At 59.9% G+C, this 13,343-nt stretch carries 14 protein-coding genes; 6 read left to right on the top strand and 8 right to left on the bottom strand.

Annotated elements, in window-relative coordinates:
* Both DBR30_RS10010 and DBR30_RS10005 read right to left on the bottom strand, forming a co-directional pair.
* Nucleotides 1-373, bottom strand: a 373-nt coding sequence (locus DBR30_RS10010) for a glycine zipper domain-containing protein (protein WP_108588328.1), incomplete at its 3' end; no start/stop codon positions are given.
* A gap of 247 nt (nucleotides 374-620) precedes the next feature.
* On the bottom strand, nucleotides 621-2,147 hold the full coding sequence (locus tag DBR30_RS10005; protein ID WP_108541914.1) for a sensor domain-containing diguanylate cyclase: 1,527 nt from the start codon (nucleotides 2,145-2,147) through the stop codon (nucleotides 621-623).
* Between the two features lie 273 nt (nucleotides 2,148-2,420).
* Between DBR30_RS10005 and DBR30_RS10000 the strand changes: the two genes are divergently transcribed.
* Nucleotides 2,421-3,023, top strand: a complete 603-nt coding sequence (locus tag DBR30_RS10000; protein ID WP_108541915.1) for a nitroreductase family protein — start codon at nucleotides 2,421-2,423, stop codon at nucleotides 3,021-3,023.
* A gap of 114 nt (nucleotides 3,024-3,137) precedes the next feature.
* Here the strand turns inward: DBR30_RS10000 and DBR30_RS09995 are convergent, their stop codons facing one another.
* On the bottom strand, nucleotides 3,138-3,788 hold the full coding sequence (locus DBR30_RS09995; protein ID WP_181363534.1) for an HAD-IA family hydrolase: 651 nt from the start codon (nucleotides 3,786-3,788) through the stop codon (nucleotides 3,138-3,140).
* Nucleotides 3,789-3,808: 20 nt separating this feature from the next.
* Entirely contained in the window at nucleotides 3,809-4,054 is a 246-nt protein-coding gene (locus tag DBR30_RS09990; protein ID WP_108541916.1) for a hypothetical protein, read from the bottom strand.
* A 117-nt stretch (nucleotides 4,055-4,171) separates the two neighbouring features.
* Here DBR30_RS09990 and DBR30_RS09985 point away from each other — a divergent pair, with 117 nt between their 5' ends.
* Nucleotides 4,172-5,080, top strand: a complete 909-nt coding sequence (locus tag DBR30_RS09985) for a LysR family transcriptional regulator (protein WP_108541917.1) — start codon at nucleotides 4,172-4,174, stop codon at nucleotides 5,078-5,080.
* A 94-nt stretch (nucleotides 5,081-5,174) separates the two neighbouring features.
* On the opposite strand, the gene DBR30_RS09980 is transcribed toward DBR30_RS09985, so the two are convergent.
* The 4 genes from DBR30_RS09980 to DBR30_RS09965 form a co-directional block, all read right to left on the bottom strand.
* Entirely contained in the window at nucleotides 5,175-6,113 is a 939-nt protein-coding gene (locus DBR30_RS09980; protein ID WP_108541918.1) for a sensor domain-containing diguanylate cyclase, read from the bottom strand.
* A 199-nt stretch (nucleotides 6,114-6,312) separates the two neighbouring features.
* A complete protein-coding gene (locus DBR30_RS09975) occupies nucleotides 6,313-6,969 on the bottom strand; it encodes an excalibur calcium-binding domain-containing protein (RefSeq protein WP_108541919.1) in 657 nt (218 codons plus the stop codon).
* 132 nt (nucleotides 6,970-7,101) lie between these two features.
* Nucleotides 7,102-7,668, bottom strand: a complete 567-nt coding sequence (locus DBR30_RS09970) for a cysteine hydrolase family protein (RefSeq protein ID WP_108588326.1) — start codon at nucleotides 7,666-7,668, stop codon at nucleotides 7,102-7,104.
* Nucleotides 7,669-7,717: 49 nt separating this feature from the next.
* Nucleotides 7,718-8,881 (bottom strand): FAD-dependent oxidoreductase, encoded by a 1,164-nt coding sequence (locus DBR30_RS09965; RefSeq protein WP_108588325.1) that lies wholly within the window; start codon nucleotides 8,879-8,881, stop codon nucleotides 7,718-7,720.
* A gap of 265 nt (nucleotides 8,882-9,146) precedes the next feature.
* On the opposite strand from DBR30_RS09965, the gene miaB reads away from it, so the two are divergent.
* The 4 genes from miaB (at nucleotide 9,147) to corC (ending at nucleotide 13,125) form a co-directional block, all read left to right on the top strand.
* Nucleotides 9,147-10,580 (top strand): tRNA (N6-isopentenyl adenosine(37)-C2)-methylthiotransferase MiaB, encoded by a 1,434-nt coding sequence (gene miaB / locus DBR30_RS09960; protein ID WP_108542161.1) that lies wholly within the window; start codon nucleotides 9,147-9,149, stop codon nucleotides 10,578-10,580.
* A gap of 54 nt (nucleotides 10,581-10,634) precedes the next feature.
* Entirely contained in the window at nucleotides 10,635-11,684 is a 1,050-nt protein-coding gene (locus DBR30_RS09955) for a PhoH family protein (RefSeq protein WP_108542160.1), read from the top strand.
* Nucleotides 11,681-12,145 (top strand): rRNA maturation RNase YbeY, encoded by a 465-nt coding sequence (gene ybeY / locus DBR30_RS09950; protein WP_058058877.1) that lies wholly within the window; start codon nucleotides 11,681-11,683, stop codon nucleotides 12,143-12,145. Before DBR30_RS09955 ends, ybeY begins: the two co-directional genes overlap by 4 nt.
* 95 nt (nucleotides 12,146-12,240) lie before the next feature.
* The gene (corC, locus tag DBR30_RS09945) at nucleotides 12,241-13,125 is read left to right on the top strand and encodes a CNNM family magnesium/cobalt transport protein CorC (protein WP_005354092.1); all 885 of its coding nucleotides are present in this window, start codon (nucleotides 12,241-12,243) and stop codon (nucleotides 13,123-13,125) included.
* The last annotated feature ends 218 nt before the right edge of the window (nucleotides 13,126-13,343 follow it).

Raw genomic sequence — 13,343 nt, 5'->3', positions numbered from 1 at the left:
CATCGCCGGTTTTGGCGCCGATGGCCGAACCACCCGCCCCGCCGACCCCGGCGCCGATCAGTTGACCGGTATCGCCGCCGACACTCTTGCCGATGGCAGCACCGCCCAGCGCCCCCACCGCGCCGCCAAGGGCCGCTTCATTTTTGTTGCCCTTGTTGGCCGTCGCCGCGCCACCGGCAGCGCCGCCCAACGCAGCCCCCACCAGCGCACCGGTATCGCCACCCAGCTCCTTGCCGATCATGGTGCCCGCTACCCCGCCTGCGCCGCCACCCAGAATGGTATTAAGGGTCTCGGAAGCATGCACGGTAGTGCTGCCAGCCAGCAAGGCGCCCAGCAGTGCCAGTGCGCGAAGATCGCGCGAATTCATCTCCATGAGTACTCCTGTCAAACCTGATTAATATTCAGCGGCACTATACAAAGCGCCACGGGGTTCGCCAGCCAGCAGAAATGAGGGATGCGACAGTCAATGACCGCAAGGTCGCCGTCCAAAATGGAAAAGTAAAATCAAGCGATTGAATTTAAAGATTAAAATCACCAAAAAGCCAAACTATTACGGCAAGGAGACCCACAATCTGGTTGTCGAGTCCCGGCACAGACCCGCCGCGCTGGGACAAAAGCTGTCAGTCAGCAGCCTCATCCACCAGATGCCAACAGTCTCGGCCAGCCTCCTTGCTGCGGTAGAGAGCAGCATCAGCCCGCTCGAAAATAGGGCCGGCAGCAGGAGAATGGCAGGCTCCACCAGCACTCAGGGTGATCGGCCCACGGTGTTCACGCCACTGTTGCTGACGCACCAGTTCAAGCAGACAACCGAGTTTCTCCGCCAACTCATCCTGTGGCTGTTGCAGCAAAGCGGCAAATTCATCCCCACCTATCCGGTAAACCGTACTCACCCCCAGCACATCAGCAAGACGGTTGGCCACCCGACACAGCACCTGATCGCCGAAGGCATGGCCCTGGCTGTCGTTGATCCCCTTGAAGTGATCGACATCAAACAGCAGCAGCCAGAAGCACGCCCCCCTCTGCCCCAGTGCCGCCTTGTGCTGCTCGAAGGCACGCCGGTTCATGATACCGGTCAGGGGATCCCACAACAGCGCATCCTGCCCCTTGAGGAAACTGGCCCTGACCTGATCGATCTCGTTCAGGCTACGCCGCACGAACCAGGTCTTGGGCTCGGTGAGAGGGGCTGAACGCTCCAAATCGCGCACGATACCGGTCAATGAGCCCGACACCAACTCCTGCTCCTGGCGGAAGATCCGCACCAGCAGACTCAAACTGCAACACCAGATGGCAAACAGAGAGAGCAGTGGAAAAACCACCATCCGCAACGCATCGTAGAGGCTGTTGCGAAACAGCACGGGTGGCAGATAGATATTGAGATCCCAGCCAATATCCGCCAGTTCGCGCTTAAGGAAAGTGCCATGGCACAACACATTCAGACCGAGCCACTGCTGGCCCTGATGCTGCTCGATGGGGTGATCTGCCAGCAGATCCATATTGCTGCCCACCACCAGCTGGCCGCTGTCGCGCAAGGTAAGATAGAGTGCTGCCTGATTACCGCCCACCGTCCGTTGTAGCGCCTGCTGCAGCGAGTCGAACGACATGTCGACCATCAGCAGCCCCAGCAGTTGCCCCTGATCGTCCCGCACCCGTTTAATCAGGCTGAGTATCAGTTCATTGGTATTGTATTCAGGGTAGGGGCCAAACCAGACGAGCTCGTCGCCCGGCATGGTGGTCACCTGATACCAAGGTCGCAGCGCCGCCTGATAACCGGGGGGCGGTAGCCAGTCCGGGTAGCTGTCGATACGATCCACGTTCAGGTTGTAAAAGTAGATGTAGTGGTTGCCTGGTTTGATCTTGTGCGCAATGGCCCAGATGGGGGAGTCGGCCAACCCGCCGCGAGCGATCTTCTCCTTGTCGAGCGAGGCCTCCAGCACCGCCAGTTGCCGCTCATTGACCTTCACCATCTCGTGGATCAGGGACGCCTCAACGGAGGAGGCCATGTGGCCGAAGCCGGATACCGTCATGTCGATATCCCGAAGATAGCTGGCAATGGCCATGATGATCGTCACGATCAGGATCAGCAAACCAAGCAGTGCGGAGAGAGGGGCCAGCACATAGTAGCGCTTGTTGAGATACGAGCGGCTCACATGACATCCGAGCAGGGGAAAACATAGCGGAATTGTGCGAGAGAAGAGGGAATGAATCATTGATTAATATCACTTCAACGTTCCTTGAGTGACATTTCCAACACTAACAAAACATCAAGGTTCGCAAACGAATATCAACTGACAGGAAAAAAGCGAGTTACCCCGGGTTAACCCCGCTCTGCATCGCGGGTGTTATAGTCTATACCTGACGCGGCCGGCGCTGGACAAACCGCCCATCACCGGCTGCAACGCCAAGCAGAACAAGGAGATGTTATGAGCAGTCCGTTTATCGAACAGATCAAAGCACGTCGTACCATCTATGCCCTGGGCGACCAGGTGTCCCACACGCCGGAGCAGCTGACGGCCCTGATCCAGGATGCCATCAAGCACAGCCCCTCCTCCTTCAACTCCCAGAGCTCCCGTGCCGTCATCCTGTTTGGCACCCAGCACCACAAGCTGTGGGATATCGTCAAAGCCGAGCTGAAAAAGATTGTGCCGCCGGAGGCCTATGCCCAGAGTGAGGCAAAGGTAGATGGCAGCTTCCGCGCAGGCTTCGGTACCGTGCTGTTCTTCGAAGACACCGACGTCATCAAGGATCTGCAGCAAAAATTCGCCCTCTACGCCGACAACTTCCCCATCTGGTCGGAACATGCCACCGGCATCGCCCAGTTTGCGGTCTGGACGACACTGGCGCAGGAGAAGGTCGGTGCCTCCCTGCAGCACTACAACCCGCTGATCGACGAGGCGGTACGCAAGGAGTGGAACCTGCCCGCCAGCTGGCTGCTGCGCGCCCAGATGCCCTTTGGCAGCATAAAGCAACCGGCCGGTGACAAGACTTTTATCGACGACGCTACCCGTTTCCGCGTTTTCAAATAACCGTTAAGAAAGCAAAACGCCCCCACATCTCGGGGGCGTTTTTATTGCGGCATACAGTGTTGATGGCGATGGTTCATACCGCAATCTGCGGTCGTCACGCACTCACTCCACCGCTCAGGCGGGCAGCGTCACCAGCAGGGACTCGCCTTCCCCCAACGCCACCTTCACCTCGCGCCAGTCGCGGATCACCGCCACCACCGCCGGATTGAGCGGCGCATCGCCCTCTACCTGCACCACGGTGCAGCCTGCACGCAGGGCGCTCTCGATACCGGCCGGGGCATCCTCGAACACCAAGCAACGAGCGGGCGAGACGCCAAGCCGTTCAGCCCCCAGCAGATAGGGCTCGGGATCGGGTTTGCCATTGACCACAGCTTCGGCCCCCACCAGCACGGCCGGCAGCGGCAAATCGGCACAACGCAGGCGATGGTGGGCAACCCGCTCACTTGCGGAGGTCACGATGGCCCAATGCTGTGGCGGCAGGTGGCGCAGCAACTCGCCAGCTCCGGCGATGGCGTTGCCGCCGGTATGCAGCATCTCCAGCTCGTCGAGCCGCGCTGCCTCCCGCTCTACATCCAGTTGCAGGGCCAGCGCCCGGATCACCTCCCGCGAGCGCATACCGTGGCACATAGCCAGCACCGGCTCGGGATCGAGCTGATGCTCACGACACCAGATCCGCCATACCTGCTCCACATCGTCGGTCGAGCAGACCAGAGTGCCATCCATATCGAGCAGCAGGGCGGATACCGACAGGGTGATCGTGTTCATGCCAGCACTCATACAGACACTCATACAGGCACCCCGGCCAGCTCGGGCAGAGAGCCAGAGAGCGCATCGGCAAAGGCCTGCTGCTGGACGGCACGCTCATAACAAGCGAGCGCCTGCTCGGCACTGCCAGCCCACACTTGCAAGGGGCCGACCACAAACCCCTGTTGCAACAGGCTGGCGAGCAGCTCCCCAGTCTCCGGGGCCGCCAATGGCTGGGCCAGCACCAGCGTGCCCTTGATCAAAAAAAGATAACGTTGAGTGGACATGATATGGCTCCTTGTTCCGGTTCATCGGAGGGCGATCCCCCCCCTTGCCGAGCCATTAGAACAAGGCGATTAGATAATTTATAATCAATAAATCGCCACTTTGGATAACCAATTGGAATGAAATTCGACTTGAGGCAACTGCAGGCGTTTGTGACGCTGGCCGACACCGCCAACTACCGGGAAGCGGCCAGCCGCCTCTTTATCACCCAACCGGCCCTCACCAAGCAGATCCAGGGGCTGGAGCAGACGCTGGGCTGCACCTTGTTCAAGCGGGGTCGCCACGGTGCCGAGCTGACGGCGCTCGGCGCCCAGCTGCTCACTCAGGCGAGTGCGCTGGTCGAGCACGGTCGGGAGTTCGAAAGCCATGCGCTGGCAGTGGCGAGTGGCGTGGCCGGTCGGCTCAAGATTGGGTTTGGCCTGTCGAGCTTTGCGCTTGCACCCTCGCTGGTGGCCCGCTTCAAGCAGCAGGTCACGGACGTGATGATCCATCTGCAGGATATGCCCTCCGCGATCCAGCAGGAGCAGTTGCTCTCCGGCCAGTTGCAGCTGGGCTTTATGCGCAGACCTCAGGTGCCGCAGTTACAGGAGCACAGACTGCTGATCGACCGGCTGGTGCTGGCAGTGCCGACACGAATGACCGAACCAGACCCGGCCGCATTCGACGTCCAGCAGGCACTGACCAGTCAACCCCTGTTGCAGATGGTGGGCCACCGCTGCCCCGGACTCAGCCAGCAGATCGCCGATTTTCTCGGCGCCAATCGGCTGATCGGCATGGTCCAGGAGGCCGAGGATATCCAGACGCTGGTGGCATTGGTCGCGGCGGGCATCGGCAATGCCATCCTGCCGCGCAGCGTCAGCTTTATCGCAGGGCCCGATGTCACCCTCTATCCTCTCTCTGGTCCCAGCTCCGAGTGGGAGGTCAGCATGGTATGGAATCCGGACTTTGCCGACCCCATCCGGGATCACTTCGTCAGGCAGGTGATCGCCAGCCATCCCCTGCCGGTGTCAGCCACGCCAGAGCGCTGAAACCAACCCTTACTGGTAGCTAACACCGTGACCAGCCAAAAAACAGTGCGCCTCCATCAAGGGGGCGCATGCAGGACAAAAGCGGCAATGCGGCTCAACAGCTGGCGCAGTGACTACGGTTTTTACCCGACCCCTTGGCGCAATAAAGCGCCGCATCGGCCGCGGCCAGCAACGCCCCTTCTCCCTCCAGCAGTTGCTCTGCTGTGTAGGTGGCAATGCCAATGCTGGCGCTAAGCTGAATATTATTTGCCACCACAATGTCGAGATCGTTGATGGCCTGGCGGATCTCCTCTCCAATCCGCTGAGCCGCATCTCGATCGGTATTGCCGAGGATCAGGGCAAACTCGTCACCACCAAAACGGCAGGGCAGATCCGCTGGGCGCTGGCAAAAGGATTGCAGAAGATGGCCCACCAGCTGGAGGGAGCCATCTCCCATCTGATGACCAAGATGGTCATTGCACGCCTTGAAGTTATCCAGATCCAGCATGATGAGGGAGAGCGGGGTATGTTCACGCATGCTGCGCCGCCACTCGTTATGCAAAAAGCTGTTGAACAGCCGCCGATTGGCCAGTCCGGTCAGAGGATCATGTTGGGAGAGGCTGGCAACTTCCAGCTCCAGCAGCTTGCGCTCGGTGATATTGATATGGGCGATGGAAAAATACTCGGCGTCAAGTCCGGGTACCGGCGCTACTCGCATCATAAACCAGCGCTGGGTGTCGGGGCTGTGGCAGGGGTATTCCAGATAGAACTTCTCCTGCTGATGCCGGATAACCCGGAGGATCCCCTCCACGGCAGCCAATCCAGAGGGCTCGGTTTCAGCGTCACAAGCCCCCATATAATTGACCCCAATCCAGTTATATCCCTTTGGCATGCCGTTTTGCTCGGCAAACAGATCCCAGGCGAGATTGGTGTAATGGATCACGCCATCCCGATCTATCACCGATATCTGGTCTTCCAGCGAATCCAGCAGCGCAGCCAGATGATGGGCTCGCTCGGCAAAGCGACTCTGCCGCTTCTGTATATCATCCGCCATGGTGGCCATCCTGTGGCAAAAGTGGCATACCGCCACCTATTAACAATTAAGTCAGCAGATAGAGTAAAGCACCCCATTCCCACTTAGCCAACTGAGACCAAATTTCACCATCGAACACTATCCGGCAAGGTTTCAGGCCAGTTTCCCTGTTCCGGATAACAAGAGCACATCATGAGAATATGTATCTGATCAGTCACATTTAATGACCACACCACTGATTTTCGCAGGGGATGCCATCGCCCTCTCCGTCCATTTTAGTGTTCGGGCAATGTTGCAAAAACCAGGTTGCCTCCTCGCAGGAAGTCATCTGGGAACAATGCTGCCGACCATCACACTGGCGAATAAAGGTCGTTGCCTGTGGCGTGCTGACCTCCTCCTGATTGAAAGAGGAGACCGGCAATGGCGCCATCGACTCGGCCGAGAAACGGGAATAGATGGAAAAGAGGCCGACGAGCACCAACAGGGGGATCAGTTTGCCACTCCAGCTGCTCTTGCGACGTCGATAGGGGTTACTTCTCTCTCTGGTCGAGGTGGGTCGTGGCGGCTGACTTGCCGCCCGAAACGATGGCGCCGCTGATGATGCGGACGAAGGCACGGCATCCGCCAACGTGAGCGGGCGATCGGGGAAAAAGACCTGCAACGCCCTCGGTTTGCCATCCTGGCCACTGCCGATCAGATAGGTGACACGCTCCCCCGGCTCTGGCACCCGGCCATCTGATTGCAGCGCCGTAACATGCACAAACAGCCCTGCACTGCGTGATCCATTGATTGTCTGCTCGGCGCCATTTTGCTCCGGCGTAATAAATCCAAAGCCGCGCGCCTCGTTCCAGCTCGCGATCCGTCCCTGATAACGCATCTGTCCATCCTTGTTGTTATCCATGTGAGCACTATCTTGCCTGACAATCATGTTGCCCAAAAGCGCTGCGGCCCGACAGGGGGCCGCAGGGTCAATCTCAAAACGGTGATCGGGCGCAGCCTGCGTTAAGGATCAAGCTAGCTGGGACACCTTGATGAGCTCGGCGATGCGACCCAGCATCCGCAGCGAGGTGTGATGCTCGATGTCATCTGCGGCAGCGCAAGCGTCCTCCAGAATGGTGATGGCGTAGTCGCGATCGTGACCATCCCGCGCTGCCGCCTGAATGGCCCAGCTGGTACTCACCCCGCACAGATAGAGATGGTCGATATGGTTGGCTCGCAGCGCAGGCTCCAGCGCCGTGCCATAGAAGGGGCTGACCCTGGGCTTGGCCAGCACCAGATCACTGGGTTGCACATCCAGATCCGGGTGAAAGTCGGTGCCACTGTCAGCCAAAGAGAGCGCACCCAACTGGTGAGCCCGACCAAACATGGGGGAGCCCTTGGGTTGCAGTTGATAGCCGCCGTCAAAGCCCACCTTGATCAGCACCACCAGCCAGCCGTGGGCGCGGGCATGGGCCAGCGCCTGATTGGCGTGCGCAATGGCATCCTGCTCCACCACGTGGGCTGCGGAGGCGGCAATGCGCCCGTCGGGATGGGCAATATCGTTGATAAAATCGATCACCAGCAGTGCCTTGTTCATCACCTTTGCTCCTTCGTGCATTCAGCACGTGCTATCTGGTTCCGACCTGTCAAACCAGCCCCAGTGCATAACGCAGGGCCATCTCCTTGAGCGGGCCCGCCTTGTCCGCCAGATTGAGAGCAAGATTGCGGGCCAGCTTGAGGGGGCCAATCTCGTTGCTGAATACCCCGTAGAAGAGATCCATTCCCGACTGCATCAGCAGGTTGTCGGGGCGACGGCGCCGCTCGTAGCGCTCGGCCAGCACAAGTTGATGCCAGTCGGCGCCAGCACCTTGCAACAAGTCGACCCAGCAGGCCACATCCTTGAAGCCGAGGTTGACCCCCTGCCCCGCCAGCGGGTTGATGGTGTGGGCAGCATCGCCAAGCAGCACCACCCGACCGGCGTGATAGTCGTTGGCGTGGCGGCGCACCAGCGGGAAGCTCCCTTTGCCGGTGACGGTAAAGCCGCCGAGCCGATTCGGGAAGTGGCGGCGCACTTCGGCGGCAAGCCCTTCGTTGCTCATGGCAACCAGCGCGCGGATACGGGCCGGGCTGTCATACCACACCAGGGAGCCGTGCTGGCCCGGCAGCGGCAGGAAGGCGCGCGGACCGCTCGGGGTGAACTGCTGCCAGGTGATATCTTCCTGCGCAAAGTCGGTGTCGATATTGATCAGCATGCAGTGCTGGCGGTACTCGAAGCGCGATACGCCGATACCCGCCAGCTTGCGGGTGTGGGATTCGGCGCCGTCGCAGGCCAGCACCCAGCGGGCCGCCAGCTCGGTGCCGTCGTCCAGAGTCAGCACAGCTTCATCTGCACTCTGGCGCAGGCTGGTCACCGCCGCCGGGGTGTGGGTCTGGATGGTGGGAAAATCCTCCATCCGCTTGAGCAGGGCGAGCTGGACCAACCGGTTTTCGATGATGTAGCCGAGCTGGGGCAAGCCGAGATCGGCGGCATTGAAGCGGGTGGCAAAGCCGTCCAGCTCCCAGGTCTCCAGCCGGCGATAGGGGCAGAGCCGCATCTGCTGCAGATGGTGCCAGGCACCAGCTTGCTCCAGCAGCGCCACCGAAGCCTGACTGATGGCGGAGACCCGCAGATCCAGCGGCTGCTCCGGCGCGTAATGCTCCGGCAGTTGGGTCTCGATGACCCGCACCGAGAGGCCCTGAGCCGCCAGCAGACAGGCGGTGGCGGCGCCCACCATGCCGGCGCCGACGATGGCGATATCACACTGTTCCATACATTTATTCCTGAAAGGGTGCGTCCGGCGACAGCGCCCGGACGTGAACCGGATGGCAGCATGATAGCGCAAGGGCGACTGATAAACAGTGAGACAAACGGGGAATTGCTGCGTCAAATCAAGGAGAAAGCTTATTGAGCTTGACGGCAACAGGTATCGGGTGAGCACCATTGCCAGCTGGATATTAGCTAGGCAGTATCCAGATTGCGGAGTAAAATGCGCGGTCCTTTGACCATGCCGATTTCAAAACAAGTCAAGAGAAGCAATGAGCAAGAAACTTCACATTAAAACCTGGGGTTGCCAGATGAACGAGTATGACTCGTCCAAAATGGCCGACCTGTTGGATGCCAGTAATGGCTACACCCTTACCGAAGAGCCCGAAGAGGCAGATGTCTTGCTGCTGAATACCTGCTCCATCCGCGAAAAGGCGCAGGAGAAGGTGTTCCACCAGCTGGGACGCTGGAAAAAGCTCAAGGCCAACAAGCCCGGTCTGGTGATCGGCGTGGGTGGCTGCGTTGCCTCTCAGGAGGGTGATGCCATCCGCCAGCGCGCTCCCTATGTGGATATCGTGTTCGGCCCGCAGACCCTGCATCGCCTGCCCGCCATGATCAAGGAAGTGCAAGAGGGCCATGGTGCCCAGGTTGATATCGCCTTCCCCGAGATCGAAAAATTCGACAATCTGCCCGAACCGCGCGCCGAAGGGGCTACCGCGTTCGTCTCCATCATGGAAGGCTGCTCCAAATACTGTACTTACTGCGTGGTGCCCTACACCCGCGGTGAAGAGGTGAGCCGACCGCTGGACGACGTGCTCTACGAAATCGCCCAGCTCGCCCAGCAGGGCGTGCGCGAAGTGAACCTGCTCGGCCAGAACGTCAACGCCTACCGCGGTCCGACCTTTGATGGCGGCATCTGCACCTTCGCCGAGCTGCTGCGTCTGGTGGCCGCTATCGACGGTATCGATCGCATTCGCTACACCACCAGCCACCCGATCGAGTTCACCGACGACATCATCGAAGTCTACAAAGACACCCCGGAAGTGGTCAGCTTCCTGCACCTGCCGGTGCAGAGCGGCTCCGACCGTATCCTGACCATGATGAAGCGCCCGCACACCATCCTGGAGTACAAATCCAAGATCCGTCGCCTGCGTGCAGCCCGTCCCGACATCACCATCAGCTCCGACTTCATCGTTGGCTTCCCGAACGAGACGGACGAAGACTTTGAAGCAACCATGAAGCTGATCGAAGATGTGGGTTTCGACATGAGCTTCAGCTTCATCTTCAGTCCGCGCCCGGGCACCCCGGCCGCCGACATGCCAGACGATGTCGACATGGAAGTGAAGAAAGCCCGTCTGGCCCGCCTGCAGCACGTCATCAACAACCAGGCGATGCAGATTGGCCGTGCCATGCTGGGCACCACCCAGCGCATCCTGGTGGAAGGGCCCTCCAAGCTCGATCCGATGCAGCTGTGTGGCCGCACCGAGAACAACCGGGTGGTCAACTTCGAAGGCCAGCACACCCTGATCGGCGGTTTTGCCGACGTGGAGATCACCGAGGTGCGTCCCAACTCCCTGCGCGGCAAGTTCATCCGCGGCGAGAGCGAGATGAACCTGCGGATCGCCACCGCCCCGAGCGAAATCCTGGCCCGACGCCCGGATAACGTGCCGGACGAGCTGGGCGTGGCCGCCTTCACACCCCATTAATCCCCTCCTCCCCATTCGCCCGGCGGATGGGGAGCGCCTTGAGACGAGGATATTTTGAGCCGACACATCTCGACCCTGAATCTGCATCTGGAGCCCGCCGACAACCAGCGCCTTGCTAGCCTCTGCGGCCCCTTCGATGACAACATCAAGCAGCTGGAGCGCCGCCTCGGCGTCGAGATCAGCTACCGTGACAGCCACTTCCAGTTGCTGGGCAAGCAGGCCCAGGTGGATGCCGCCGCCGTCATCCTCAAACACCTCTATGTGGAAACCCAGCCCCTCAAGGGTGGCAAGGTGACCGACATCACTCCCGACATGGTCCATCTGGCCATTCAGGAGTCGCGGGTGCTGGAGCAGGATGACGAACCGGCGCCGAGCATCCCCTATGGCAAGGAGGTGACGGTCAAGACCAAGCGCGGTCTCATCAAGCCACGCAGCCCCAATCAGGCCCAGTACATCGCCAATATCGTGCGCCACGACATCTGTTTCGGCATAGGCCCAGCCGGTACCGGCAAGACCTATCTGGCGGTCGCGGCAGCCGTGGATGCGCTGGAGCGTCAGGAGATCCGCCGCATTCTGCTGACCCGTCCGGCGGTGGAAGCAGGCGAGAAGCTGGGCTTCCTGCCTGGCGATCTCTCCCAGAAGGTCGATCCTTACCTGCGCCCGCTCTACGACGCCCTGTTCGAGATGCTGGGCTTTGAGCGGGTCGAAAAGCTGATGGAGCGCAACATCATCGAAGTGGCGCCGCTCGCCTATATGCGCGGAAGAACCCTCAATGACGCCTTTATCATTCTCGATGAGGCCCAGAACACCACCACCGAGCAGATGAAGATGTTCCTGACCCGGATCGGCTTCAACTCCAAGGCGGTGGTCACCGGTGACATCACCCAGGTAGACCTGCCGCGCAACGCCAAATCCGGCCTGCGCCATGCGCTGGAAGTGCTGCAAGGGGTCGATGGTCTGTCGTTCAACTTCTTCGAGTCCAAAGACGTGGTTCGCCACCCGGTGGTGGCCCGCATCGTGCAGGCCTATGAGGCGTTCGACGCCAAGCAGGCAGCCGAGAAGGTGGCCGGCCAAACAAACGCCAGCAAAGAGAGCGAGCAATGAGCGTAACCCTGGATCTGCAGCTGGCCAGTGCCAGCACTGACGGCCTGCCCACCGAAGCCCAGCTGCAAGGCTGGCTCGACGGCACCATTCTCGGCTTCCAGCAAGAGGCTGAAGTGACGGTGCGCATCGTCGACGAGGCGGAGAGCAACGAGCTCAATCTCACCTATCGCGGCAAGGACAAGCCCACCAACGTGCTCTCCTTCCCGTTCGAGGCGCCACCCGGTCTGGAGCTGCCGCTGCTCGGCGATCTGGTGATCTGCCGTCAGGTGGTAGAGCGCGAGGCCGAGGAGCAGGGCAAGCCCCTCATGGCCCACTGGGCCCACATGGTTGTGCACGGCAGTCTGCATCTGCTAGGTTATGACCATATCGAGGATGAGGAAGCCGAAGAGATGGAGCAGCTTGAGCGCGACATCATGCAGGAGCTCGGTTTTGCCGATCCTTATCTGAACGACGAAGAGTAAAACGCTGGACGGTCATCGTCTTGAAACAGCAGATGACCATCCTTATATAACCCGAACTATTTCAAGTGTGTTCATACGAGTAACCAAGAGAGAAAATGACCGACGATCACCCTAGTACCGGCTCGCCGAAGAAAACCTGGCTCGACAAACTCAGCCAACTCTTCCAGGGCGAGCCAAAAGACCGCAATGATTTGGTAGACGTGATAGCCGATGCCGAAGAGCGCGACCTCATCGATCAGGACACCAAGGACATGATCGAGGGGGTGCTGGAGATCGCCGATCTTCGCGTGCGCGATATCATGATCCCCCGCTCCCAGATGGTGACCATCGAGAAGTCCCAGCCGGTGGATGCAATCCTGCCGGTGATCATCGAGTCCGGCCACTCCCGCTTCCCGGTGATCAACGAGGACAAGGATCATGTGGAGGGCATTCTGCTCGCCAAGGATCTGCTCCCCTTCGGATTTGGCGGCCATCACGCCAGCGAGCCGCTGCAGCTCGAGAAAATCTTGCGCCCCACGGTGATCGTGCCGGAAAGCAAACGGGTTGACCGTCTGCTCAAGGAGTTCCGTGAAGAGCGCTACCACATGGCCATCGTGGTCGACGAATTTGGTGGCGTCTCCGGTCTGGTGACCATCGAAGACATACTGGAACTGATCGTTGGCGAGATCGACGACGAGTTTGACGACATCGAGGATGAGCCGGACGAAATCCGCCGCCTCAGCAAGCGGGTCTTCTCCATCAGCGCCCTGACCGAGATCGAGGATTTCAACGACTTCTTCGGCACCAAATTCAGCGATGAAGAGGTGGATACGGTAGGCGGTCTGGTGATGCACGCCTTCAGCCACCTGCCCAAGAAGGGCGAGGAGATCGAGCTAGATGGCTACCTGTTCAAGGTGATGCATGCCGACCGGCGCCGTCTGCAGCAACTGCAGGTGAAGATCCCCGAGCACCACGCGGCGGCGCAATCCGAGCCGCAATAAGCAGATCCGCTCGATGTGTGAAACAACGCCCCGACCTCGGGGCGTTGTGCTCTCTGCCACCGGCATCGAGGCTCGCCGTTACCCCGCTTACAGGTTAAGATATCGGCCATTCGACCCCAGTTGCACACCAAGACGAGCACCATCGCCCGTGAGATTATCCCCTGTTACTTCCAAAATTCTGTTAAGCCTCAGTGCATTGGCCTCTGGCGCCATCGCCG

It is taken from the genome of Aeromonas sp. HMWF017, assembly GCF_003061465.1.
In the GTDB taxonomy this organism is placed as follows: domain Bacteria; phylum Pseudomonadota; class Gammaproteobacteria; order Enterobacterales; family Aeromonadaceae; genus Aeromonas; species Aeromonas veronii.
The sequence above is the reverse complement of the archived record's forward strand: the minus strand, read 5'-3'. Positions and strand labels throughout refer to the sequence as shown.

Bases quoted from the DNA above. Each gene is read 5' to 3' on its own strand.
- corC (WP_005354092.1), top strand. From the start codon at position 12,241: ATGACCGACGATCACCCTAGTACCGGCTCGCCGAAGAAAACCTGGCTC.
- DBR30_RS09995 (WP_181363534.1), bottom strand. From the start codon at position 3,788: ATGAACACGATCACCCTGTCGGTATCCGCCCTGCTGCTCGATATGGAT.
- DBR30_RS09975 (WP_108541919.1), bottom strand. From the start codon at position 6,969: ATGCGTTATCAGGGACGGATCGCGAGCTGGAACGAGGCGCGCGGCTTT.
- DBR30_RS09990 (WP_108541916.1), bottom strand. From the start codon at position 4,054: ATGTCCACTCAACGTTATCTTTTTTTGATCAAGGGCACGCTGGTGCTG.
- miaB (WP_108542161.1), top strand. From the start codon at position 9,147: ATGAGCAAGAAACTTCACATTAAAACCTGGGGTTGCCAGATGAACGAG.
- DBR30_RS09965 (WP_108588325.1), bottom strand. From the start codon at position 8,881: ATGGAACAGTGTGATATCGCCATCGTCGGCGCCGGCATGGTGGGCGCC.
- DBR30_RS09985 (WP_108541917.1), top strand. From the start codon at position 4,172: ATGAAATTCGACTTGAGGCAACTGCAGGCGTTTGTGACGCTGGCCGAC.
- DBR30_RS10000 (WP_108541915.1), top strand. From the start codon at position 2,421: ATGAGCAGTCCGTTTATCGAACAGATCAAAGCACGTCGTACCATCTAT.
- ybeY (WP_058058877.1), top strand. From the start codon at position 11,681: ATGAGCGTAACCCTGGATCTGCAGCTGGCCAGTGCCAGCACTGACGGC.
- DBR30_RS09980 (WP_108541918.1), bottom strand. From the start codon at position 6,113: ATGGCGGATGATATACAGAAGCGGCAGAGTCGCTTTGCCGAGCGAGCC.
- DBR30_RS09970 (WP_108588326.1), bottom strand. From the start codon at position 7,668: ATGAACAAGGCACTGCTGGTGATCGATTTTATCAACGATATTGCCCAT.